The organism is Legionella sp. PATHC035 (assembly GCF_026191115.1).
Lineage (GTDB): Bacteria > Pseudomonadota > Gammaproteobacteria > Legionellales > Legionellaceae > Legionella.
Window position 1 is genome coordinate 2507565 of sequence record NZ_JAPHOT010000001.1, and the last position, 25653, is coordinate 2533217.

Consider the following 25653-nt stretch of genomic DNA (forward strand, 5'->3'; position numbering starts at 1 on the left):
AGTGAAAAAAAGACGAGTTGCGATTACAGGTATGGGAGCTGTTTCTCCTTTAGGGCTTGACGTTCAGTCTACATGGTCCAATTTATTGGAGGGACGTTCAGGTATTTCTGAAATCAAACAATTTGATGCCAGTGCTTTTCCAACCTATATTGCGGCCGAGGTGAAGAATTTTTCGCTTGCCCCTCATTTAACTACCAAACGCAGTCGCTTTTCCGTGTATTTTACCCGCTATGCGCTTGAAGCAGCCCAGCAGGCTTTTGATGACGCAGGGATTTTGCCAACAGCACAAACCGCAGCGCAGTGGGGGGTTGTCACCGGCAGTGGGATGATGACTGCTGAATTTGATTACTTATCTCGATTTCAAGAAATTTGTGCCCCAAATGGTGAAGCAGATTGGGCGCGTTTGCTGGCGAATACGCAAGAATTTTATAAATTATCTGATTTCGGTAAAACAACGCCAAATTCAGGACTTTCTTTGTTGATCCAACAATTTGGCATCAGAGGTTATGCTTCCTCGGTGCATACAGCTTGTGCATCAGGTGGACAAGCACTGGGGTTAGCAATGCAAGTCATTCGTCGGGGTGAAGCTGATTTTATGCTGGCTGGAGGATTTGATTCAATGATTAATCCTTTGGGATTATCCAGTTTTTGCTTATTAGGTGCCTTATCTACTTATAACAGCACGCCTGAAACAGCAAGTAGACCTTTTGATGGGACCCGTAATGGTTTTGTTTTAGGAGAAGGGGCTGCTTTTTTAATTCTGGAAGAATGGAGTAAGGCAAAAGCGCGTGGCGCTCGTATTTACGCAGAATTGGCTGGCGAAGGAAATTCATTAAGTTCTTATCGAATTACTGATTCGCATCCAAATGGCGATGGGGCAATACAAGCAATAGAGCGTGCTCTGCAAGATGCGGGAGTCCAAGCTTCTGATGTGGATTACATTAATGCTCATGGTACCTCAACGAAAATGAATGACTTAAGTGAAACCAATGCCATTAAAGCCGTTTTTGGAGAGTCTGTCGCAAACTTGCCTGTGAGTTCGACCAAAAGTCAAACCGGACATTTGATTGCTGCGGCCGGTGCGCTGGAGGCTGTTTTATCAATTAAATCGATAGAGCAAGCAACGATACCCAAGACTGCTAATTTAACTACTCCCGATCCGGAGTGTGATTTGGATTATGTGGTTGATGGACCGCGTGAACGCTCTTTGGGAGTGGTTCTCTCCAACTCATTTGGATTTGGTGGCTCCAATAGTTGCTTGTTATTTAAGCATCCTGAATTTGAAGGAGCGGGTATATGAGTCAGAGTAACAGAGTATTTATTACAGGACGAAGTGCACTAACCGCTTCAGGCGCTACTGCGGATGCAACCTGGGATGCAATTCTTTCGGGTAAAAATGGAATTGCTGAAATAACTCACTGGGATTTATCGCAATGGCCTCATCGTTTGGGTGGGGAGTTAAAAGAATTTAATCCAGCAAAAATGCTCCCCGATCGCAAGTTGATGAAAGTCATCTCACGACAGGATGTCATGGGAATTCATGCTGCAGTTCAAGCAATCGAGCACAGTCAAATGATTGCTTATCGTGATACCCTTGAAGACCCTAATTCATTTAATGAACAAACGGCGGTTTTCGTGGGTTCGCCAGGGAATAAATATTTTCAACAATATGATTTTTTACCTTTACTTGCAAAAACTCAAAAGGATATGCACCAATTTGCACAGCATCTATTTGAAACAGTTCACCCGATGTGGTTATTACGCATATTGCCTAATAATGTTCTTGCATACACAGGAATAACCTATGAGTTTAAAGGCCCCAATCATAATGTAACAAACCATGCGGTTGGTGGAACACAAGCTTTATTGGAAGCCTATCATGCTATTCGCAGTGGTCAGGCCGAGCGAGCGGTAGTAGTTGCCTATGATATGGCTACTGAACCTCAAGCCTTATTTTACTATGAGCAATTAGGGGTATTAAGCAATCAACACTTAAAACCTTTTGATGAGTCGCATGATGGTACGATTTTGGCCGAAGGTGCTGCTGCTTTAGTATTAGAAAGTGAGGCCAGTATGCGTGCGCGCTCAGCCACGTGCTATGGTGAAGTTATGGGGGGATTATCAACCACTGAAGCGGAAGGGTTGTTTTCTCTGGATACAAGTGGGGCGCAACTGGCTGACTTGATAGATCGTACTTTAGAATGTGTCCAATTAAATCCTAATGACTTAGGTTTTATTGTTGCGCATGGTAATGGGAACAGTAAATCCGATTACAGTGAATCTCAGGCGATACAAAGTGTTTTTGCCGAACAAGAAATTCCTGTAACGGCATTCAAATGGTCTATGGGGCATACTATATGTGCCTCTGGTTTGATTGACACAGTAATGGCTACTTATGCACTCTCTTCCAAGTGTGTACCGGGTATAGCGAATTTGCAAAAGGTTGCACCCAGTTGCCAAGGATTATCTGTAAGCACGGAGCATCAAGCGTTAAAACGTGGTCCTTATGCACTGACGATCAATCGAGGATTTGCCAGTATGAATGCTTGTTTGGTGATCAAAGCTTGTGACTGAATTAGAACAAAAAATTAATGAATTGCCCATAAGTTTACTTGGTCGATTCGTCTATAAGTTTTTGCCCTATAAGCGAAAAGTCGTGATGGCAAATATTGATCGTGTTTTTGGCGAGCAATTGAATAGCACGCAAAAAAGACGACTGGCTACATCATACTACACACATTTGCTTAAATCCTTTAAAGAAGCAATTCAATTACGTTTTATGTCAGAAGCGGATTTACGCAATCTGGTAGAGGTGCGTGGCCATGAACATATGTTGGCAGTTGTAGCACAACAAAAAGGAGTTCTAGTTCTGACAGGACATTTTGGCAATTGGGAGGTTGCACCCATTGGAGGTGTTTTAAATTTTAAAGAATTCCAAGGCCAGTTTCATTTTATTCGTCGGACTTTGTCAATTAAATTTATCGAACGAAGTTTATTTAAACAGTACTACCAAGTCGGCTTAAATGTAATTCCTAAAAAAAATTCTCTAGATAAGGTTTGTGCTGCTTTGGAAAAAAATCATGCAGTAATTTTTGTCCTTGATCAACACGCCTCACTGGCCAACCGAGATGGTATCGCTGTTGAGTTTTTTGGCGTGAAGGCAGGAACTTACCGCAGCCTTGCAACCCTGTCTCGTTATACCGGCGTTCCGGTAATTCCGGCTGCTGGATATAGATTACCCAATGGGAAACATGTGCTGGAGTTTTATGATCCCATTCCATGGAAAGATTATGATACGGCTCAAGAGTCTCTTTATTATAATACCTTAGCCTATAATCAAGCGTTAGAACGCATTATTTTGGCTCATCCAGAACAATGGAATTGGATGCATAAACGTTGGAAACTCAAGTCGTAATCGTTCCTTTACTGTTTATTATCGTTTTAAACGATTCAATATGTTCTACTTCAAAGGTATCTTCTTCCGTTAGTTCAGGTTTTTTCATTTTGGCAAAAAAACCTTCAGCCCAACTCAAGGCACTTTGTGCATATACAGTTGCTTCGCATGTATATTTGGAGAGTATTTTACCCGCACTTGCTACAAAATCACTTGTTTCAGAGCTTGGTGCGGGTTTTTTAATGGGAACAACTACAAGTTCGGGCATCAGCTCATCCAACTCATCAGAAATATATTGCAGCTGATCAGAATCTTCGTTGACCTGAGCAAGTAATGAATCAATCTCTCCGCGTGATTTTTCCTTTAACATCAGCGCTACAAGACGAAATTGATTTACGACGAATGGATTCTGGTTGTCTTTTAGCCAATGATAAAGAGGTTCATTCTCTTCCCTATGTTTCATTACATAATGATATAACTGATGCAATTTTTGTCGAGTAATTAACTCACTCTTTGGCATTGTTTGTAGCGAAAATCTTTCGAGTGCTTTAATGATTTCTTCAAATTTTTCTTGTGTTAAAGGAAGGGCAATTTTGTTCAACAAATTCAGAAGCGTTGTTTCTGATTCTTGGGGTGATTCGGCATTTTTTGTTCGACTTAAGGATGATGAGCTGTTGTTTTCTTCCAAATAGTATGATGTTGGTGCAACAAAATTGGGAGAATTTGGTTTAAAAAAACCGGTCCATCCATATATCCAACATCGTTTAATCCAGTTAATGAAATCAGAAATAAGTCCATACTCATTAGAAAAATTTAATTCTAATTGTGCTTCAGAGAGGGCTTTTTGAGCGATTTGAATGGTTTCCTGATTTTTTTCAGCGTTAAGATTTTTTAGAGCTAAGGTACATAAGTCAATGACTCGTTGATAATTTTCTTTTCCACCACGAAGACCAAAATAACGAATAACTCTCTTTGCATCAAATAAAAATAAGTGATAAATAATTTGTTCATCAAAAAAAGCAGGGTGGTTTAAAAAAGCGGAAAAAATGGTTTCTTTTACCGTTTGGTCGATTTCGGGACGTTTCAACATGAACCCTATGTGGTGGATCGCTTTGTTGCGGGTGTTGATGTCCACAGACCGCTCATAAAACTCAATATAATCATTAAGTAACTTAAGAATGGGCTCCGAACTGCCTTTATAGTGTATTAAAAAATACTCAAAACAATTCATTGACTTGCCACGCTGAACCACCTCTTTTATAAAGGGACTTTCATCAGGGGAGGCTGATGGTTTTTGTTCTTTAGGAATTCCGGGGATGGGCGGATTTAAATGCATATTTTGGAGCATCCTAGGCATATTGATTCGCTTATTTTGATAAAATAATGCCGCATTGCCTTTTAATGCGTTAGTTCGTAAATAGCGATTGGTTAAGTATGCGGTTCTAGTTGCTAACTCCTTAAATGCGAGCTTATCATTTAAGAAAAAAAGCAGTTCTACTGCCTCTAATGAGAAAGGGTAATTTTTATCTAACAGTTTTTTCGTTAATTGATTGATAAAAAAGGCACAGGTTCTATTGTAGTGACCATTAAGATAGAGACGTATTGCCAATAGCAAATGAGATTCTTGGTTCGCATGGTCGAAAAACTTATTAGGAATGGTATGAAATAATCCTAAATTCTCAATGATATTAACCACCACTGCTTCTTTTTGGCTCGGTTCCATTTTGCCTAATTCCTCAATAACATTTGGACCTGCGATGTTCATAAAATGAGCCAAAACATAATGCGCATTAGGCATTAAAGCAAAATGATTAATCCAATAAGTAAGAACCTGGTGTCTTTCATAGAGAGGGTATCGTTCAAGAAGGGCCTCTACTTGGAGTTTAGTCAATTGATGAAAATGAGGAACAGAACAAAGAATACTAATTGCTGACTCAGGTTCTAGTTTCTCTATTAATTGGGGTGAGAGCGTTTTTAAGTCTAATTGATGTACTAGAGCATTAAGACGTGAAGGAATATGATGATCTTGAAGGGTTAACCTGTGCAACAGTGATTCACCCTTTAAACACGATAAATATTCTTTTTGACTTAATAAGTAAATAATTAAGAGCGATTTTATCTGTGGATTTTTAACAATTTGAATGGACTCGAGAATATTCGGGATGGTCAATTCCCCTTCCTCAATGGTCGTTAAAAAGTGAGCTTGGCTTTTTGTATCCTTATTAATTTCCGTTAAATAGTCCGGGTTTCCCATAGCCGCTTTGAATAAGTCAAAACTTTGTATTTTGCTTCCTGTCATGACACTCTCCTTTTAACCAAGCGCCCTATTTCCAAATAGAGTTCTCTCGATACTCTATCGTAGCGACAAACTAATTCATCGAGCAGGTGCCTGAGTTCTCATGTACTTGGGTGTACACTGCGGTTCTGCGCTTCCCTTCGCACTTTGAAGCGAAGTCTAGTGTAAATTTGGAACAGTGCGAGTGTGAGGCGTTCTTTCAGAATAACTCTTTGTAAAGAAAATTCAATACTTGTGTTAATTTTGCATAGGAAATGTATTTAAGCTAAAACAAGATACCTTCATAAACAAAAACGGCTGGCCCGGTTAGAATGATCGGCTCATTAAAGGATGACCATTCAATTAATAAATCGCCACCAGGTAAGGTTACTTTTATTTGTTGGTCCAATTGATGATATAAGCGGCCAATGGCAGCTGCTGCAACAGCGCCGCTTCCACATGCTTGTGTTTCGCCACAACCACGTTCATAGACTCGTAATTTGATATGGTTTTGATTCACAATTTGCATGAATCCAACATTGGCCTGGACCGGAAAACGGGGATGTAAACTGATTGCTTTTCCTAAGGCATGAACAGGGGCTTTGTCGGTATCTTCTACCACCAAGACCGCATGTGGATTGCCCACACTTAAGGCATGAAAGTGTACTGTTTTGTTCGCTTGAAGTTCTAAAAAATATTCAGGGGATTGTTGCTCGGTAATGAATGGTATATCCGATGGGGATAAGCGTGGGATTCCCATGTCGACGCTAACGCTAGAGTCTGAATTGATATGCAAATTCATCTGTGTGGTGCGCGTTGCGACAGTTAAGTGATTTTTATCAGTTAATCCGTAATATTTAGCGAATAAGGCAAGACAACGTGCTCCATTACCGCATTGACCGACTTCTTGGCCATCGGCATTAAAAATTCGATAATTAAAGTCAATACCGTCCTGCATGCTTGCTTCAATAAGCAAGCATTGATCAAAACCAATGCCAGTATGGCGTTCGGCCATAGACATTATTTGTTGAGAATTTAGATTAATCTGCTGATTAATGCCATCAATCACCATGAAATCATTACCCAAGCCATGCATTTTGGTAAATTTAATTTTCATAATTTGCCTGTTGAACTGGATTATTTTGAATTCTCGTTACTCACTTGCGTCTTTGTTGTTGGTTCTGGCAAATAGAGTGGTCCTTTTTGTCCACAACCTACTAAGAGTATGGCAAGGCAAAGCATAAATAAAAAGTGAATTTGTTTCATTAGAGTAGTTAAATGGTTTTAGAACGGTAACTATCCATTTATTTAGATAAAAATTCAAGTACTAGGAACTGTTTCTGATTCTAGCCTGGGTTAGGCACCGCAGGAACCCAGGTTTGAGATAAAATATCCTATTCCATTACCTTGGAGTATGCTGTACCTCAAGCTAGATCACTACATCACTTCAAGCATTGATGGCGGGCTGCTCCCTTCCTCTTTATCCTTATCTGCAACAGCGATTGGAATATCAGCAGCTGCTCTGTATCGGTTAAATGAAGTCACTGCATTTTGTCCGGAGGATCGCCAAAAATAACATGATTTCACAGAGGAATGACCTACATTAGCATAAATTGCCAGTGCAATTAATCCAGGGACGATAAGCGTCAAAAGAACGCCTGCGGCAATGACCAGGTTTCTGCGAAAGGTGACCCAATCAGGATCATGATGAGCTATGAATTGATTTTCATACCTATCCAGCTTGGTGTAAAAGGAGTGCAAACGGTCTTTGGGATGAGGTATTTTGTTTGTGTCGGTCAAAATCTCATACAACTTCGTTACTCTGCGAATTTTAGAGTTTACTTTATCATCTTTTTCCTTTATCTCATCATTTTTTTCGAGCTCCGGAGGTCTGTGAGACAACTGGGTGTCGAGAAAGGCCAAATACTCTTTGGTTAATGGAACAAGTTTCTTATTAATGAGCAATAGATATTCAGCTTCTTTATCATTATTCATTGCCGAATGGTATTCAATTTTTTTTGCTCTTTCTGACTCGAGTGAGGCGTTTGTTTCTTTTGCTATTTGTTCCTTTTCCGCTATTTGTTGCTCCATTAGTTTGATACGGGCACTTAGGTGTTCCTTTTCTTCTTCCAAATGCGCTTTTTTTTGTTTGAGCCGGTCAACTACGCCATAAGTATTTATGGCATGTCGTTCAACTAATTCTTTAAAGGTGCCTTTTTCTGCTGGTTCAGGTAATGCATTTGGCCTATCCCGATAAAATTTTTGTGCGGCGACATCAATTAATGCCTCAGCTTTTTTTCGTAAAGAGAGTTCATGTTTGTTAAACACCGCTTCTGCAGTTTTGAATTGTCGACCTAATGCGGCTGCATCATTAATAAAAATTCCAATCTGATGATACAGTTTTTCAAATTCATCAAAAGAACTGCCATAATTTTCTTCAAACCGTGTTACAAATTGCTCGACTAAATTCTCTCCAATTTCAATTTGAGGCAGCTTTTCTTTTAGTTGTTTGCAAATGTATTCTATTTTTATTGTGATGGGATGATCTGCTAATTGAGCAAATTCAAGGCTGGTAAAGATTTGATTAATTTCCTGTTGAATTTCAAAATCAGAATAAGCCCCCTCTTTATTGAGCTGAGTTAATAAGGTATTAAAAAAGGACCTTAAGTTTGCATCAGTTGGGGTGCTAAGGCGATTAAACTTTTCATCCAGATTCGCATGTTGTTGCGCAACGGTCTGACTAATCCCGTTTAGGGTCAAATCGATGAGTGATGCGACAAATACTTGTATGGTTTGATTTTCACTTTTTGCTAGTTCTGCAAATTCTGCCCATAGGTCAATGATGGCAACAAAAAGTCCTTCTTTTTCAATTTGCTTCTTCTCGCTACTCCAATCATCCATTAAATATTGTTGGCTTACTCTTTGAATCAATGTCCCAAAAGAACTCAAGACATCTTTACGTGCACTTTCACTATCAAGTATTGCTGCAGGAGCGATTTGATGTTCACAAACAGAAGATGAAAGATTGGTAATGACTTTTATGTTTTTAGACAATACAGTATGTGCTGATTGAATGAGCTCTAAAATGGTTTGATCTTTTTGTGACGGTTCGTGGAATATTTTGAAGAAAAACTCTTTCATTAATACACTGTGCTCTTCATTAACATATCCTATGTTTTTAGGGAATATTTCCGTTAAAAGACCATATTTATGGTCAGTACGTAGCACTTTTCTTTGTGGTGCAACACCCATCCCAGTGTAATGCGTCGTATTGAATGCTTCATATGCCGCTCTATTGGCGTAAATTTTGTCATAAAGCGTACGAAATATGGTTGGAAAATCAAGTTTAGCTATATCAATATTCTCATTAATTCCTACGCCTTCCAGAAAAGCGAGATATTTTCTACCTAGTCCGGTGTGTTTATGAAAAATTTCTTGAGCATCTTTAAATTCAACACCATGATTTAATAAAAAATGAAGCAGTTTAAAAATCATTAATTTTTGTACGTGTGTCGATTTGGTTTTATCAGGAGAAACGACCATGCTCTGTTGTGATGCATTACTGCCGGAAGAACCTGTACCATGGTGTCCGGGTAGGGTATTGCGAATCACTACCTGTTGTTTTGGATCGGATGCTTCTGGATAGATTGGTGTAAAGCCCCAGTCTGAGTGTTCATTTTCGTAATAGATAACTTCTGCATATTTAACAACAGGAGGAATGGTATAGAATCTTGAGTCATACCATGTTATCGGCCAGAATGGATCCCCAGGAACCGGGTCAATGATAAATAGGTTCATTGACACGTCAGAGATATTGGTTTTTAACGACTGAAACCATTGCTCTCTCTCTGCCGTTGATTGAGGTAATTGGGTTAATAGTGATTTAATAATGTCTGGGGTATTATTCGTGGGTTTACCTTTGTGTCGCTCTGTTTGTTGTCGTGTCAGTTCTTTGATTAGATGCTCAAAATCTTCACATAGGGGAATCGCCTCTTTTATCGCATTGATTTCATGAGCAATCAGGATGGATTCAACCCCGCCTCTGCTGTGGGCAATCTCATTGAGTTCAGTTTGTCCTCGAACAAGAGCATTTAATGCGATACCCAGACCAATTCCAATTTTTTCGCCAACATCGGTTCCCTCATTCTTAGGGCCATTAACAACAGCGATGTCTGGGGAGTGATAAGGAACAAGCGGGTTTTGATCAGCCACAGGGTTATTTGTATTGACCAACATTGATACAAGACTGAGAGTTTCTCCTTTAGGATAATACTCTTGCAATTTATCTCCTGCTTTTACAGGTACTTTTTTCTTGTTTTTTAGAGTAGGGGTATAGACTGTGCCTGTCCCCAACATAGTAAGGGTAAATGATCTAGATTCTAATTTCTTTAACATATTTTTGCCGCTTATTGACCCACTGTAGCGCACTATAATACATCTTGCCTAATAATAAAATAGCTTGGACGGGGTTTTTGCTTTTAAATTGGTCAAAATGGTGTGATTTTGTTTTTATTTTTGTTGTTCGGAGATTCTATGAAATATCGAGAAGGTATAACTTGCACTGTGTTGAGGCATTAGCGATAATTTCTCTTTTTTGTCTGTGAGGGGATTTGTTTTGAATGTTTTTATCAATGAGTCACAGGCTCAAGCGCAGGCATGTGTCATTTGGATGCATGGGTTAGGAGCTGATGCGTCCGATATGATGGGGTTAGCCGATCAGTTAACTGTCTCTGATGTAGCGTTACGTCATGTATTTATTAGTGCTCCCCAGCGCCCTGTGACCCTGAATGGCGGAATGATCATGCCTGCTTGGTATGATATTGTTGGCATGAAATTAATTGATAGGGAAGATAAAGAGGGGATTGAACAATCCGAGTTACTGATTCGTAAAGTCATGGATGAACAGTTAAATGATGGTTTTACTTACAATCAGATTTTCCTAGCAGGCTTTTCGCAAGGTGGGGCGATGGCCTTACATACTGCGCTGCATACAACGGCTCGTTTAGCTGGAGTTGTGGCTTTATCTGCTTATTTACCTTTAGCAGCCCATACCCGACCCAAACTGGATAAGGACACACCTTTTTTTATGGGGGCAGGACAATTTGATCCTCTTGTTTTATCTCAATGGACTGAATCAAGTAAAGATTGGCTATTGAATAAGGGATACGAACATATTTCCTATTATAAGTATCCCATGGAACATTCAATTTGTTTTGAGGAAATTAAAGATCTGAGTCTTTGGTTGAGACTTAAAATTCGGGGAGAAGCATAATGCCCGTAGTGAGAAAGGCACGTACCGTTAATTACACCTGTGAACAAATGTTTGCGTTAGTGAATGAAGTAGAGCGCTATGCGGAGTTTCTACCTTATTGCGCAGAAAGTTTAGTACATCATCGTGATGAGGATGAGGTTCAGGCCACTTTAGTTATTGGGGCGGCTGGGATGAGTAAGTCATTTACTACCCGCAATAGATTGCAAATTAATAAAATGATAGAAATTCGTCTTGTAGACGGTCCATTCAGCCATTTAGAAGGGTTCTGGCGCTTTGATGAGGTTGAAGAGGGATGCAAGGTTTCTTTTGATTTAGAGTTTGAATTTGCAGGGCGTATGTTTTCTATGTTGCTTGGCCCAGTATTTGAACAAGTAACAGATAAAATGGTTGATTCATTTTGTGAACGAGCCAAGGCTATTTATGGTTAAAGTGGAACTGGTATACGTGACTGCGGAAAAAAAGACAGTTCATATGACGCTCGATCTTCATCATGGAGCAACTGTTTCTGATGCATTGAGTACCTCAGGAATATACCAAACTTACCCGGAAACTCGAGATATGCCCGTGGGTATTTATGCAAAGCAAGTTTCTTTGGAGCAGGTTTTGCAGGAAGGTGACCGGGTAGAAATATACAGACCTTTGATACTGGATCCTAAAGAGAAACGACGTCAAAAAGCGACTCATGCTCGACAACGCAAGTAGCCTGGATACTTTGTAGCCCGGATTAGTGCAGCGTGATCCGGGCTTTTTTGCCCTCATCCCGAGCGTCTCAAGGATGCGCTATGCTCGGGATGAGTATGTCTTGATAAGTTCTATTATTCCTGATTAATGTCTGGGTGATTGAGTCCAGCTCCTGGTTTAAATTGATCACGTTCTATACGGGTTAGGGTGTCGTTGTGGAAATATAAACTTAATGTAGACATAGTTATAGGCCCATGACCTCTACGCCAGGTGTATGCATAGTCCCAGCGGTTATTATTAAATGTAGGGCTTAACAGACTGGTACCCATGAGTATGGCAACATCATTCTTGCTCATTCCTACTTTAAGTCGGTCTATTCGAGATTGCGGTAATAAATTTCCCTGCTGTACTACGCGTCGAGATAAGTCAAAGGTGGTACATTGAGTTAGGGTCAAAGTAAATACAATTCCTAGTAGAAAGATTATTATTCTCATTTTTTTTGCCTATCGTGAAAAATTTCGCCATAATAACACGTCATTTACTGAAAGACACCTAAGTTCATAACTGCGAAGAGGGCATTGATGGAAGAAAGCAAGCAACTTAAGAATGCTGGATTAAAAATCACTTTACCACGTTTAAAAGTATTGCAAATATTGGAACAATCTCCAAATCATCATTTAAGTGCGGAAGGTGTTTATAAGGCCTTATTGGAAACTGGAGAAGATGTAGGCCTTGCCACGGTTTATCGTGTATTAACGCAGTTTGAGGCTGCCGGACTCGTTAATCGACATAATTTTGAAGGAGGACATTCAGTATTTGAATTGAGTCAGGGAGCTCATCACGATCACCTCGTCTGCATTAAATGCGGCTGTGTTGAGGAATTTGTCGATGAAATTATTGAGCTGAGACAAAAAACTATAGCGGAACGCGCCAATTTTAAGATGACTGATCATGCATTAAATATATATGGGATATGTCCACGCTGTCATTCAGACTGCTAAAGACTTCTGCCGTTATTTTTCCTTTTTTCCCAAAAGGAAATAGGTTTTTATTTCACCGATCCCTTTCATATCCACAGTTCCTCGTGGTTCGACAATGAATTCATCTTGAAGCATAAAAGCCATTTTTTCGGAAATATGGATTTTATTAGGAAGAGAGGATTCTTCTAAACGACTGGCTAAGTTGACCACATTACCCCATATGTCGTAAACAAATTTTTTATGGCCTATGATCCCAGCGATTACCGGACCATAGGTAATGCCAATGCGCAATTGGAGTTTCATTTGATTTTCTTGATTAAAAGTCAGTAATCTTTCCTGGATAGCTAAAGCATAGTTCGCAATATTGATCGCGTGTCGAGTTGTTTGTTCCGGAACGCCTGATACAGCCATATAGTTATCGCCAATGGTTTTCACTTTTTCTACATAATATTTTTCTGTGAGTTTGTCGAATTCAGCAAATAAGCGGTTTAAGAGATCAACGGTCTTTTTGGCGCCTAATTGTTCTGTCATTTGTGTAAAATTAATAATGTCTGCAAACATCACGCTGGCTTGCGGATATTCGTCAGCAATACCCTGCTCTCCCATTTTCAAGCGCGAGGCAATGGATTCAGGCAAGATATTCAATAGCAATAAATCATTTTCCTCATTGACCCTTGATAATGTTTTGAATGCATGAATAATAAAAACGAGCATCAGTAATGTTGATAAAAATGAGAGTGCGAGTGCCAAAGCAATAATTTGGGACATTTTGGTTTCAATTCTTTCATTCGTTAAGAAGGTTCGGTCATTAACGAGGGTAAAAAATTCCTGTAAGGGTTCCATCACCTGTAATTTTGCCTTCATATACTCCTGATCAAAAAGCATTTGTTTGGCTAATTCGGGATTAGGTTTATCGATTCCTGATTTATCTTGATGTGTTCCATCGACCAAATTCATCGCTTTAATTTCAGTTTCTGCAAGTTTATTGCTTTTATTTTCTGCTTTGGTCAATAGGGAAAACTCTTTGAGCGTAAAATGATGTTCTAACATCATTGATGCTAATGATTTTGCTGGACCATAGGATTGGGGTACATCATCACCAATAACTAAATCCCAGTATAATTCGTCATAATTTACAGGGCGAGGGGAGGTACCATTACGTATGGCCAAAGTTTCATAATAGTAATCACGGTATTTTTTCTCACCGGTTATTACATAAAGACGAGACAACTCCGTTAAGTCATCGGAGCTCTGACGGAGCTTATTGGCTAATTTATACAGTTGATAACGCTCGTTTCCATCAATAACTTCTTGAACAGCAATGTACTTTAATACAAATAAACACACGATCAAACTCACAAGCGTGATTACTAAAAAAAAGAAAAAATAGTTTAAAAGGCGCGTATTTTTAAGATGGAATTTTTTTAGCACATTTGACTCATGTTCTTTGTCAACTTACTTTGAAGAATAGCTCATTTATAATTGTTGAGCTATTTCTAATAACTCATTTTAAATGCTATTCTTAGTGAAGAAGATGGTTGTTTTATTAAGGAATTTTAGGCCGAGTCTTAACTTAGTTCAGGGATTATTTAATGAAATTGTTATTTCTAGGGGCTGGCAGCGGTATAGGAACGGATTTTGGAAACTTCCAATCCAATATGTTACTTATAGCCGATAATGGTAAAAAACTATTGATAGATTGTGGCACCGATATTCGTTTTTCATTGACTCACGCCGGTTATCGTTCTCAAGATATAGATGCGCTTTACGTTAGCCATTTGCATGCTGATCACATAGGTGGAATCGAGTGGCTCGCTTTTCAACGTAAATTTGCTGCTCAGAATGGAACCCCTCAATTGATCATTCATGAACACTTGGTGCAGCAATTATGGGAGCATAGTTTAAGTGGGGGCTTGAGAACACTTAATGAAAAAGAAGCAACGTTGAGTGATTATTTTGTGGTTCAAATCGTCAAAGATGGTGAAATTTTCAATTGGGAGGGCTTGAAGTTAAGTTTAGTTCAGACAATTCACATCCATTCAAATAAGGAATTGATGCCAAGCTATGGTTTGAATATTGGCCATAAAGGAAAATCATTTTTTATCACTACTGATGCACAATTTACCCCAGATCGTTTCAAAAACTATTTTCGAGACGCAACAGTAATTTTTCATGATTGCGAAACATTAGATGTGCCTAGTGGGGTGCATACCCATTTCAATCAATTAGATACATTGGATCCTAAGATCAAAGCCAAGCTTTGGTTATATCACTACAATGATGGAACGTTACCTGACGCCAAATCTCATGGTTTTGCCGGTTTCGTTCGTCGCGGACAAGAGTTTGATCTTGGTTAAAGCTATCTAAGTCAATTAAAAAAACATATAATCAAAAGCAATGTCATTGCAAAATTATCTTTATAAGATAGAGATCCTTAGGCGTTTCTTTTTTCAAAGTAACAAGCAAGCACGAGTATCAAAAAAACTCGAGTTTTATTCTTAAAGACTAATTCATTGCATTGATATAATGACTTACTGTTTCAATCGGGGATATGGATATTTATGTGGATTGTATGGATTGCACTTTCGCGACCTTACACGTTTATTGTAATGGCTCTAATGCTTCTCATTATTGGCCCTTTGGCAATAATGCGAACTCCTACAGATATTTTCCCTGACATCAATATCCCCGTTGTGAGTGTGGTATGGAATTACACCGGCTTGCCTCCCGATGAGATGGGTAACCGCATAACGAGTGTGTTTGAACGTGCTGTAACTACCACAGTCAATGATATCGAGCATATCGAATCGGAATCACTGATTGGCGTCAGCGTCGTCAAATTATTCTTTCAACACGGTGTGAATGTTGATATCGCTCTAAGCCAGGTCACGGCAATCGCACAAACCATACTCCGCAATTTACCCCCCGGAACTTTACCGCCATTGATCTTAAGTTATAAAGCATCAACAGTCCCGGTCTTACAACTTGTGCTTTCCAGTGCGACCATCCCAGAACAAAAATTAAATGATTTGGGCAATAATTTTCTTCGTACGCAACTGGCAACTGTACAAGGAGCGGCAGTTCCATACCCCTATGGAGGTAAAATTCGGCAAATACAAGTCGATTTGGATTTACAGGCTATGCAAACCTATGGTGTCTCTGCACAAGACATTAATAACGCAATTCTTGCACAAAACCTAATTATCCCCTCAGGAACACAGAAAATTGGCGAATATGAGTATATTGTCAAATTAAATGGCAGTCCGCTTTCCGCTGTTGAATTAAATGATGTACCTGTTAAATCAACGCCTGGTCGAGTTTTATATATTCGTGATGTGGCTCACGTACGTGATGGATTCGCGCCGCAAACCAATATCGTACGGGTCGATGGAAAGCGAGCGGTCATGATGTCCATACAAAAAACTGGAAATGCATCCACTTTAGATATCGTACATCGGGTAAAGGATTTATTGCCAGTAGTGAAGGACATGCTTCCGGAAGGACTTAATTTATCAAATTTTGCGGATCAATCCATTTTTGTCACTGCAGCCATTCGCGGGGTTATTGTTGAAGGCGTCATCGCTGCAGCTTTAACGGGTCTCATGATTTTACTTTTTTTAGGAAGTCTGCGTAGCACCTTGATTATTACCTTGTCTATTCCACTATCCATCATTGCATCGATTACTATCCTTTCCGCTTTAGGCGAGACGATTAATATTATGACCTTGGGAGGGTTAGCACTTGCGGTGGGTATTTTAGTTGACGATGCGACCGTGGCAATCGAGAACATTAACTGGAATTTAGAGCAAGGGAAAGAAGTAGAACAGGCTATACTTGATGGTGCGAAACAAATCGCAATACCAGCGCTGGTATCAACCTTATGTATTTGTATTGTTTTTGTACCGATGTTTTTTTTAGGGGGTGTCGCTCAATACTTATTCGTACCTTTAGCAGAGGCGGTAATTTTTGCTATGCTGATGTCTTATGTGTTATCACGGACACTGGTAGCTACGCTCGCAAAATATTGGCTACACAAACATGAACTGATGGGCGAGGAGAAAAGTAAAAGCCGCATGGCTCGTCTCCATGCACAATTCGAAAACAAATTTACACGCCTCCGCTCCCGTTATTCTGAGTCATTATCATGGGCATTAGACAATGCCAAAATTTTTATTCCTTGTTTTTTAGCTTTTGTTGGGGGCTCTATATTATTACTCTGGCCATGGCTTGGTTCAAATTTTTTCCCTAATGTGGATGCGGGACAAATTAAATTACATATTAGTGCGCCAACAGGGACGCGCGTAGAGGAAACGGCACGACTTGTCGATAATATTGATACGGTGATTCGGCAGGTGATACCTCCTAAGGATTTGGAAAGTATTGTTGATAATATTGGTTTGCCGGTGAGTGGTATTAATTTATCGTACAGTAATTCAGCAACAAATGGTCCGGAAGATGCCGATATCTTAATTTCTCTAAAAGATGGACATCGCCCAAGCCCAGGTTATGTTCACCAGTTGAGATCGGTTTTAAGAGAGCGTTTTCCCCAAGTGACTTTTGCATTTTTACCGGCCGATATTGTAAATCAAATCATCAATTTTGGCTTGCCATCGCCAATTGATATTCAAGTTATTGGCTTAAAAAAAGAGGAAAATGCACATTATGCGAATCAATTGATGAGTCAGTTGAAACGAGTTCCTGGCTTAACTGATGTACGAATAAGACAGGCCAATAACTATCCTGAATTTTTTGTAGACGTCGACCGCAGTTTGGCCAATGAACTTGGATTTACTCAATTAAACGTTGCCTCTGATTTATTAATTACGTTATCTGGTAGTTTTCAGACAACCCCTACATTTTGGTTGGATCCCAAAAGCGGTGTTTCCTATCCTATTGTGACGCAAGCACCACAATATGTGATGACTTCGTTAAATGATTTGCTCAATATTCCAATCGGAAGTTTGACCACGCCGAGCCAAGCACAAATTTTAGGTTCTTTTGCCACTTTGAAACGTACTTGGACCTCTGTGGTTGAGTCTCATTATAATGTACAACCAGTGATTGATATTTTTGCTTCGATACAAGACAGGGATTTAGGCTCGGTGACAAAAGATATCAAGAAAATTATTCACGATACCAAAAAAGATTTGCCTAAAGGATCATCTGTGGCGATACGTGGACAAATTGATACCAAAGAAAATGCATTCAATGGCTTATATTGGGGATTAGCATTTTCAATCTTGTTAGTTTATTTATTAATTGTTATTAACTTTCAATCTTGGACTGATCCTTTTATTATTATTACAGCATTGCCTGCCACGATTGCTGGAATTGCTTGGATGCTGTTTCTTACTCATACGGCATTGAGTGTACCTGCTTTAACGGGAGCAATAATGTGCATGGGGGTTGCAACAGCAAATAGTATTCTGATTATTAGTTTTGCTCGTGATCATCTAGCGGTTGAAAATGATCCAATGAAAGCAGCCCTTGAAGCAGGAAAAACGCGTTTACGACCGGTAATGATGACTGCCTTAGCGATGATAATTGGTATGTTTCCTATGGCGCTGGGGCTTGGGGATGGCGGTGAACAGAATGCTCCTCTAGGACGGGCTGTCATCGGAGGGTTATCTTTTGCGACAGTAGCAACACTCTTTTTTGTCCCTGCGGTTTTTTATGTCATTCATGAACGCAAATTGAAGAAAAAGCAAAGGAAGGATCATGCTTAAAACGATCAAGTCGCAGATACAGAACCACCAACATAAGCGACTTCTTATGGCGCTTACTGTTTTTTTATTCTTTCTCTTAGTGCTTATTGTTTTACGTGTTTATGCCGCGATAAGCTTGCGCAAGGAGACACTTGCAGATGCAGTTCCTATCGTTCGCGTGATGAAAGCAAAACAAGAAAAAGGACTTGATAAAATTATATTGCCCGGTAATGTTCAGGCTTGGCATGAATCACCTATTTTTGCCCGGACTAATGGATATGTAAAAAAATGGTATGTCGATATTGGCAGTCGTGTGAAAAAAGGGGATTTACTTGCTGTCATTGAAACCCCAGAGCTTGATGCACAGGAACGTCAGGCAAGGGCAGATTTAAATACAGCAATTGCTAATAATCAACTGGCACAAATTACAGCAAAACGTTGGCTTAATTTATTAAAAACGGAATCTGTTTCCCAACAGGAAACGGATGAAAAGGTGAGCACCGCTGCAGCTCTTGAGGCCGCGATGCTCTCAGCGAAGGCGAATTTGCAACGGTTACAAGAGCTGGTAGGATTTGAACAGGTTACCGCACCTTTTGACGGAGTCATCACGGATCGTGCGACAGACATCGGTGACTTAATTGATGCGGGAAGTAGCTCAACGGCACAACCATTATTCCGCATTGCGCAAACAAGTCCTTTGCGAATTTACGTCAAAATTCCTCAGTATTATTCGGCGCGTATCAAACCCAATATGACAGTAAAACTGCATTTTGCAGAGCATCCTAAACAGGTTTTTCCTGCAAAATTATATCAAACAGCACAGGCCATTGACCCTAAGACGCGAACGTTACTCGCTCAATTTATTTCCCCAAATAAAAAGGGGGAATTATTACCTGGTGGTTACACCGAAGTATGGTTTACCTTAGCCGTTCCTCCTAAGACAGTTATTTTGCCCGTTAATACCTTGCTCTTTCGTGCACAGGGATTACAAGTAGCTGCTTTAGGTAAAGACAATAAAATTGTTTTGAAATCAGTAACCATCCGACGTGATTTTGGAGCCAAAGTTGAAATTGCTACTGGGGTATCGCCAGGTGACCGCATTGTGATTAATCCTCCTGATTCTATTATCAACGGCGAAGTCGTACGGGTTGTTTCATGAAAAAGTTGATCACTGCCGGTGTTCTTGTTTTTGCGTTGGTGGGTTGTTCCTTAGCTCCCCCCTATCATCGCCCACCGATGCCAATCCCTGAACAGTTTAAGGAACCTGGAAAATGGGTGAAAATTAAATCAGCACCGCAAATTGTTGCTCCTGATGGGTGGTGGTTGGCCTTTCACGATCCGGTGTTAAATGATTTGGAACAAAAGCTGAGTGTGGCAAACCAAGATTTGAAATTAGCCTATGCCCATTTTCAGGAAGCGATTTCATTAGTTCAAGTTGCCCGTTCATATTATTTTCCTACGGTTCAAGGATTATTCAATGCAGATAGACAACAAAATTCAAGAACCGTTGCTAATCCTCCATCGACTCCAGTATATAATCAATTTTTATTAGGTGGTTTTCTTAGTTATGAGCTGGATGCATGGGGTAGTGTCCGCAACACAGTCATTGCCAATGAAAGTAACGCCAAGGCAAGTGCTGCGGATATGGCTTCGATTCGATTAAGTTTACAAGCTGCTCTTGCCTCCAATTATTTGGCTTTAAGGGGAAGTGATGAGGCGCAACAAATTTTAGATACCACCGTTGTTGCCTATCAAAAAGCCCTTTACTTAACCAAAAAACGTTATCAAGGTGGGGCGGCACCTATATCTGATGTAGACGAAGCTGAAACTCAGCTTGAGAATGCCAAAACAATGGCTGCCGACATGCACTTACAGCGAGCTCAGCTGGAACATGCGATTGCGGTATTAGTTGGCGAAATACCGAGTAATTTTTCCTTGGCTCCGGCGAAATCACCTAGGGTTTTCTTAGCGATAGCCCCTAATTTACCTTCAACTATTTTAGAGAGAAGACCTGATATCGTAGCTGCTGAATCTCGAGTTATTGCTGCAAATGCAAATATTGGCGTAGCGCGCGCTGCTTTTTTTCCTGTGATTGATTTAACTGGCAGTGGAGGTTATCAAAGCAGGAGCTTATCTAATCTCATTTCGAAACCCAGTCTTTTCTGGTCACTCGGCCCTTTGAGTTTATTATCCTTGACTCAACCTGTAGCTGAAGTGACTCTTTTTGATGGGGGACGATTGCGAGGTCTACTCAATCAAGCTAAAGCACAATATTTCGCAACAGTAGCTACTTACCGACAAAGCGTATTAACTGCATTTCAGGAAGTGGAGGATAATCTGGTTGCAATCAATCAGCTCGATAAGGAGTATCAAAGTCAAAAAGCAGCGGCTCGTGCAGCCAAGCGAGCTTGGGATCAGGAATTGTATCGATATAAAGGCGGTCTTGTTACTTTTCTGCAGGTGGTGGTAGTTGAAAATGCTGCATTGCAATCAAAACTTTCATTAGTAAACATTCATACGCGCCGACAAATTGCCAGTATTCAGTTAATTAAAGCTTTAGGTGGGGGTTGGTCTTTAGATAGGCAAAGTAAAGCCCGTCAATCGATAAAGGCAAGAAATAATCCAAATCGTGGCAATTAATCCTTGATGCGAATCACAAGCTGGTGGTCTGACAAGGGGAGGCTGGGCTTAACAGCCCAGCTTGCATTTGCAATAACGTAGCCGTATTAATCGAGATTAATGGTATAAGAGTAGCTACCCATTCCATCATACACTGTATCAATATAACGAATTCCGTTACAGGAAGCGCTAACTGTTGGGTGATTCATTAATGGACCATCTTTAATATCAAGCACACACCAATTATCTGAGTCATAAGCAACGGTAACATGGGCATAGCCACTGCGGCATTGGTATGAATCTAAAATTTCAAAGCTACGTGGGCCAATGATGTTGAGAAACACATCCGCATCGTTAAATCCGCTTACTATGTGGATGCCTGGGTGAGAAGTATCGCTTAAACGAAAATAATCTTTATAACCGCACCAAGATTTATCTGCATGAGCATTCATCATCATCAAGCTGGTTGTCGCTAATATCATCCATTTTTTCATTTCAGAACACCTTTTATTGTTATTATTGTTAAAACCGATAGGATTATAGGGAAGTATTGAGCATAAAACAATCACTCTGCTGCAATGCTTCCAGAGGTGCGGGCATAGGTTGGTTCAGCAAGCCATATCATTGCAAGTAAAATCATAAAAATCCAAGCGGAGAGTCTGAAAATATCGTTAGTGGCGAGCATGTATGCTTGATTAATTATTTGGGTGTATAGGAGACCAAAACTTTTTAGACCCGAGATTCCTAATGAATGCAAGTGATCGATTGCTTGTTGGACCAAAGGATTGTATGCCGTAATTTGTTCTACAAGATGGCTTTGGTGTAAGGCTTCTCTGTGATTCCATATAGTAACGCTGATTGAAGTTCCGAAGCTTCCTCCCAAAATTCGAAAAAAGTTGCCAAGGCCTAAAGCACTGGCTAACCGTTCAGGGGGTAAATCGGCCAATATTAAGGCAATTAATGGGGTAAAGAAAAAAGCAAGAGCAATTCCCTGAATAAATCGAGGGGTAATCAGTTGAATAAATCCCACTTCAGTATAAAAGGTAGATTGCCATAAGCAGGTAAGAACGAAGACAATAAACCCTAAACTGATAATAATGCGTAAATCAAATTTCCCCATATAGTTTCCCACAATGGGGGTTAAAAAAAAGGGCAAAACGCCTACGGGTGCAACTGCAAGCCCCGCCCAAGTTGGGGTATATCCCATTTGGGTCTGCAACCATAAAGGAAAAATAACAACAGTAGCGAAATAGACCATAAAACCCAAAGTCAGGCCAATCGTTCCAATGGTAAAATTACGGTGAGCAAATAAATATAAATCAATAATGGGGTGCTCTTGGGTCAAAAGCCAAATAATTAAAAAACTTAAAGTAACCGTTGAGATAATCGCCAAAGTTAGAATAAATTCTGATTTAAACCAATCGAGATCATTGCCTTTATCTAATAAAACCTGCAAACACCCGATGCCTATGCATAATAAAACCAAGCCTATGTAATCAATAGGTAATTTAGTGATGGGGGTTTCTCTTCCACTAAGAGTGATCATGGTGAAGATTACAGAAAAAATTCCAACAGGAACGTTAATATAAAAAATCCAGGGCCAGGTATAGTTGTCAGTAATAACTCCACCCATGATAGGGCCAAATATTGGACCTACAACAGCGGTCATTGCCCATATTCCAGTTGCCAATCCTCGTTTTTCGGGAGGGTAATTGGCAAGAAGAATACTCTGTGATAGAGGAATCATCGGGCCTGAAACAGCACCCTGAATAACGCGGAAAAAAACCAGCATTTCTAGATTTATGGATAGGCCGCAGAGCACTGAAGCAATGGTAAATAAAGCTGTAGAAAAAAGAAATAAACGCACTTCGCCAAAACGTTTAGCAAGCCATCCGGTAAGAGGCAGCATAATGGCTTGACTGACTGCAAAAGAGGTAATAACCCAAGTTCCATTATCGGGGCTAACACCTAAATCTCCTGCAATAGTAGGAATTGCCACATTAGCAATAGAAACATCAAGGACATTCATAAAAATGGCTAGTGATAAAGAAATGGTCATTAGAGCCAATCTACTGCCAGTTAGTGGCGGGCGCTCAGTCATTATACTTTTTTCCTTGGCAAGGACATATTCGGTGAGTTTTCATGTAAAATTTCATTAATAATCGACTCTACCTCCGCGAGCTGTTTTTTATAAACATTGGTTTGAAATGTAACTTTAGGCTCTGTTATTTGAGCCAAGCGAGTTCCTTTTAAATTATGAATATCAATGGTCACCCGCATGGATAGGCCGAGTTGCAAGGGCGTTTTTTTCAATTCTTCGGGGTCCAAACTAATGCGCACAGGCAGTCGTTGTACGATTTTAATCCAGTTTCCTGTAGCATTTTGTGGCGGAAGTAGGGCAAAGGCTGAGCCTGTTCCTGCATTTAAGCCAACCACATGTCCATGATAGGTCATTCCGGGATAAGCATCAGCGTAAAGCGTAACGGGTTGGCCTACACGGATGTCATTTAATTCAGTTTCTTTGTAATTGGCATCGACCCAAGTATCATTTAAGGGAATAATCGCTAACATGGCGGAGTTCATAGACACTTGTTGCCCAGGATGAACATTACGTTTCGCTACATAACCCGTAGCAGGCGCAACAATAGTGGCTCTGCGAAAATTCAGGTACGCCGTTTTTAAATTTGTTTTGGCCGTTTCAACTAATGGGTGAGTGTAAAGATGAGAATTTTCAACTAACGCAAGTGCGGCATCAAGTTGATGTAAAGAAAGATCATAATTCGCCTGAGCTGCTTCTAAGGCCGTTTTATAATGTTGCATCTCTTCACGAGATACCGCTCGATTTCCAACGAGACCTTCCCGGCGTTTCAAATCCAGTTGTGCTTGAATCAGATTTGCTTTACCTACAATGACATTTTGTTGTGCTTGTGCGGCATTTTCAAAATATTGGCGTACTTGACGTACAGTTTGTGCTAAATCTGCTTTGGCTCGTTGTAGCGCGACCGCATAATCCGTGGGATCCAGTTGAATTATGGTCTGGCCTTCAGTCACCAGTTGCGTGTCATCCGTTTTAATTTTAACGACGGTGCCGGGGACTTGAGGCATAAGTTGAACCATATTCCCGTTCACATAGGCATTATCGGTGGACAGTTTAAATCGTCCCGAAATAAGCCAATAGAGAAACCATATCAATGCAATAAGTAGAAAAAGACCGCCAAGAATGAGCATCGCAGTCTTGCGTTTACGTAAAGTCTCAGCTGTTGGACCACCCTGATCTTTGGATTGGGCTTCAGATTCTTTTTTTTCTGCCATAATTTATAGCTCTCCACCTAAGGCTGCTAATAAGCCTACAAAAGCTTGCTTTTGACGCGTTTGCAAATTATATAAAATAGCTTTTTCTTGGATTAATAACTGTTTTAATTCAATAAGTTGGGTGTAATCAATAATTCCTTGAGTATAACGAGCTCGGAGTAATTTGTAATTCGATTCAGTATAATTCAATGCCTGGTTTTGCGCAGTAATTTGAGCATCCAGTGTTTTCAGGGCAGCTAATTGGTCACTTACTTGCTGTAATGAATTTAAAATGGTTTGATTGTATTGGTTCACTGCGAGCTCGTATTGCGCATAATTCGCCCCAAGATTTGCCTTGCGTGCACCCGCATCAAAAATAGGTAACTCAAAGGCAGCACTTACATTATCATTTTGCAGCCATATATTGAATGCTTTCGTAAAATAGATACTTTGCAGGCTTAACAGACCTTTCAAATTAATATTCGGGAAGAATGCTGTTTTAGCTACATTGACTTGATGTGCGGCAGCTTCAGTTAAGGCCCGAGCTGAGGCGATATCCGGTCTTTGGGCAAGTATGTTGGCAGGAATTACTGCAGGCAACAGGAGTTGTTTCTTATTATAAACAAAAGCTGCTGTCTCAATTTGTGTATTCAAAGGGTTTTTTCCCATTAATACGGCTAATTGATGGCGTGACTGCAATTCAGCGCGTTTGTAATCTTCTATTGATAGTGTCGCTGCTTGAGCATTGGCTAATGCGGTTTTTACTGGGATATTGGATTCAATGCCTTGCTGTTCGCGACCTACGATGATATCAGCAAGCTGTTTTAACAAGTGCGCATTTTCTTTAGCTAACCGTTGTTGCATGATATTATTTTGGATGTCGAAATAAGTGCTAGCAACGGCACTACTCAAAATGAGCCGTGTTTCAGCGAGATCCATCTGTGCAGCAAATGCTTCACTGACTTTACTTGCTAGGTTTTCTCTATTTTTACCCCAAAAATCCAGCTCATAATTAAATTTTAAGCCAATGTCTGCAATGTTCGCTTGATCGACTTTGATAGAATTGATTGGTGGGGGAACTTTGCCATGTATTGGAAAGTATGCCTTTTCCAAATAACCGCTTGAGTCTATAAATGGCCAAAGTGATGAATAGGCAATTTTTGCAAGTTGTTGCGCCTGTTGAACTCGAGCTTTTGCGCTGCGCATATCCGGTGAATCAGCGAGTGCCACGGATACGAGTTGTTTTAATTGTGGATCGATAAGCGGTTTAAGATAATGGGTTGATTTTATTTTTTTAGGAAGTTTATAACGATGCTTTACTGCTAAGTCAGCTGCATGAAGAGGTTCTGTATTCGTATGGACTTCACCAAAGAGGGAACAGCCCGTTAATGCGAGTGTGATTAATGCACAAATTACAAAAAACGAGCGCAAAATTT

Annotated in this window: 20 protein-coding genes and 1 pseudogene; 11 read left to right on the forward strand and 10 right to left on the reverse strand. The window is 40.1% G+C overall.

The features are described 5' to 3' along the window. Window position 1: 1 nt before the first annotated feature. From OQJ13_RS11130 to OQJ13_RS11140, 3 genes are read left to right on the forward strand one after another with little or no spacing between them, the layout of a single operon-like run. On the forward strand, window positions 2–1300 hold the full coding sequence (locus OQJ13_RS11130; RefSeq protein ID WP_265710887.1) for a beta-ketoacyl-[acyl-carrier-protein] synthase family protein: 1299 nt from the start codon (window positions 2–4) through the stop codon (window positions 1298–1300). After that, window positions 1297–2574: a beta-ketoacyl-[acyl-carrier-protein] synthase family protein gene (locus OQJ13_RS11135; RefSeq protein ID WP_265710888.1), complete on the forward strand. Its 1278-nt coding sequence runs from the start codon at window positions 1297–1299 to the stop codon at window positions 2572–2574. The genes OQJ13_RS11130 and OQJ13_RS11135 overlap by 4 nt, the downstream gene beginning before the upstream one ends. After that, window positions 2567–3415: a lysophospholipid acyltransferase family protein gene (locus OQJ13_RS11140; RefSeq protein WP_265710889.1), complete on the forward strand. Its 849-nt coding sequence runs from the start codon at window positions 2567–2569 to the stop codon at window positions 3413–3415. Before OQJ13_RS11135 ends, OQJ13_RS11140 begins: the two co-directional genes overlap by 8 nt. Here OQJ13_RS11140 and OQJ13_RS11145 read toward each other — a convergent pair. The 4 genes from OQJ13_RS11145 to OQJ13_RS11160 all read right to left on the reverse strand — a co-directional run bounded on the left by OQJ13_RS11145 (window position 3405) and on the right by OQJ13_RS11160 (window position 10064). Continuing rightward, window positions 3405–5693, reverse strand: a complete 2289-nt coding sequence (locus OQJ13_RS11145; RefSeq protein ID WP_265710890.1) for a hypothetical protein — start codon at window positions 5691–5693, stop codon at window positions 3405–3407. The two genes, OQJ13_RS11140 and OQJ13_RS11145, sit on opposite strands and share 11 nt — an antisense overlap. 262 nt (window positions 5694–5955) lie before the next feature. Next, entirely contained in the window at window positions 5956–6786 is an 831-nt protein-coding gene (gene dapF / locus OQJ13_RS11150; protein ID WP_265710891.1) for a diaminopimelate epimerase, read from the reverse strand. Window positions 6787–6806: 20 nt separating this feature from the next. Further along, entirely contained in the window at window positions 6807–6935 is a 129-nt protein-coding gene (gene lptM, locus OQJ13_RS11155; protein WP_322783745.1) for an LPS translocon maturation chaperone LptM, read from the reverse strand. Between the two features lie 171 nt (window positions 6936–7106). Then, a complete protein-coding gene (locus tag OQJ13_RS11160; RefSeq protein ID WP_265710892.1) occupies window positions 7107–10064 on the reverse strand; it encodes a hypothetical protein in 2958 nt (985 codons plus the stop codon). 220 nt (window positions 10065–10284) lie between these two features. Here OQJ13_RS11160 and OQJ13_RS11165 point away from each other — a divergent pair, with 220 nt between their 5' ends. From OQJ13_RS11165 to OQJ13_RS11175, 3 genes are read left to right on the forward strand one after another with little or no spacing between them, the layout of a single operon-like run. Continuing rightward, window positions 10285–10941, forward strand: a complete 657-nt coding sequence (locus OQJ13_RS11165; RefSeq protein WP_265710893.1) for an alpha/beta hydrolase — start codon at window positions 10285–10287, stop codon at window positions 10939–10941. After that, window positions 10941–11369, forward strand: coding sequence for a type II toxin-antitoxin system RatA family toxin (locus tag OQJ13_RS11170; RefSeq protein WP_028381357.1), 429 nt, complete (start codon window positions 10941–10943; stop codon window positions 11367–11369). The genes OQJ13_RS11165 and OQJ13_RS11170 overlap by 1 nt, the downstream gene beginning before the upstream one ends. Continuing rightward, window positions 11362–11643: an RnfH family protein gene (locus tag OQJ13_RS11175; RefSeq protein ID WP_265710894.1), complete on the forward strand. Its 282-nt coding sequence runs from the start codon at window positions 11362–11364 to the stop codon at window positions 11641–11643. The genes OQJ13_RS11170 and OQJ13_RS11175 overlap by 8 nt, the downstream gene beginning before the upstream one ends. Before the next feature lie 113 nt (window positions 11644–11756). On the opposite strand, the pseudogene OQJ13_RS11180 reads toward OQJ13_RS11175, so the two are convergent. Beyond that, window positions 11757–12147 (reverse strand): annotated as a pseudogene (locus OQJ13_RS11180) (outer membrane protein assembly factor BamE). A 56-nt stretch (window positions 12148–12203) separates the two neighbouring features. Between OQJ13_RS11180 and fur the strand changes: the two are divergent. Continuing rightward, window positions 12204–12623: a ferric iron uptake transcriptional regulator gene (fur, locus tag OQJ13_RS11185; protein WP_265710895.1), complete on the forward strand. Its 420-nt coding sequence runs from the start codon at window positions 12204–12206 to the stop codon at window positions 12621–12623. Window positions 12624–12635: 12 nt separating this feature from the next. Here the strand turns inward: fur and OQJ13_RS11190 are convergent, their stop codons facing one another. Beyond that, on the reverse strand, window positions 12636–14033 hold the full coding sequence (locus OQJ13_RS11190; protein ID WP_265710896.1) for an adenylate/guanylate cyclase domain-containing protein: 1398 nt from the start codon (window positions 14031–14033) through the stop codon (window positions 12636–12638). A 161-nt stretch (window positions 14034–14194) separates the two neighbouring features. On the opposite strand from OQJ13_RS11190, the gene OQJ13_RS11195 reads away from it, so the two are divergent. From OQJ13_RS11195 to OQJ13_RS11210, 4 genes are all read left to right on the forward strand, one after another. Then, window positions 14195–14959 (forward strand): MBL fold metallo-hydrolase, encoded by a 765-nt coding sequence (locus tag OQJ13_RS11195; RefSeq protein WP_265710897.1) that lies wholly within the window; start codon window positions 14195–14197, stop codon window positions 14957–14959. A gap of 204 nt (window positions 14960–15163) precedes the next feature. After that, window positions 15164–18328 (forward strand): efflux RND transporter permease subunit, encoded by a 3165-nt coding sequence (locus tag OQJ13_RS11200; protein WP_265710898.1) that lies wholly within the window; start codon window positions 15164–15166, stop codon window positions 18326–18328. Next, the gene (locus OQJ13_RS11205; RefSeq protein ID WP_265710899.1) at window positions 18321–19466 is read left to right on the forward strand and encodes an efflux RND transporter periplasmic adaptor subunit; all 1146 of its coding nucleotides are present in this window, start codon (window positions 18321–18323) and stop codon (window positions 19464–19466) included. Before OQJ13_RS11200 ends, OQJ13_RS11205 begins: the two co-directional genes overlap by 8 nt. After that, window positions 19463–20947 carry an efflux transporter outer membrane subunit gene (locus tag OQJ13_RS11210; RefSeq protein ID WP_265710900.1) on the forward strand — a complete coding sequence of 495 codons (1485 nt, stop codon included), beginning with the start codon at window positions 19463–19465 and terminating at the stop codon, window positions 20945–20947. The genes OQJ13_RS11205 and OQJ13_RS11210 overlap by 4 nt, the downstream gene beginning before the upstream one ends. A gap of 86 nt (window positions 20948–21033) precedes the next feature. On the opposite strand, the gene OQJ13_RS11215 is transcribed toward OQJ13_RS11210, so the two are convergent. From OQJ13_RS11215 to OQJ13_RS11230, 4 genes are all read right to left on the reverse strand, one after another. Further along, entirely contained in the window at window positions 21034–21420 is a 387-nt protein-coding gene (locus tag OQJ13_RS11215; protein WP_265710901.1) for a hypothetical protein, read from the reverse strand. 71 nt (window positions 21421–21491) lie between these two features. Next, a complete protein-coding gene (locus tag OQJ13_RS11220) occupies window positions 21492–23027 on the reverse strand; it encodes a DHA2 family efflux MFS transporter permease subunit (RefSeq protein ID WP_265710902.1) in 1536 nt (511 codons plus the stop codon). Further along, a complete protein-coding gene (locus OQJ13_RS11225; protein WP_265710903.1) occupies window positions 23027–24238 on the reverse strand; it encodes an efflux RND transporter periplasmic adaptor subunit in 1212 nt (403 codons plus the stop codon). Before OQJ13_RS11225 ends, OQJ13_RS11220 begins: the two co-directional genes overlap by 1 nt. 3 nt (window positions 24239–24241) lie before the next feature. Next, entirely contained in the window at window positions 24242–25648 is a 1407-nt protein-coding gene (locus OQJ13_RS11230; protein WP_265710904.1) for an efflux transporter outer membrane subunit, read from the reverse strand. Window positions 25649–25653: the final 5 nt, after the last annotated feature.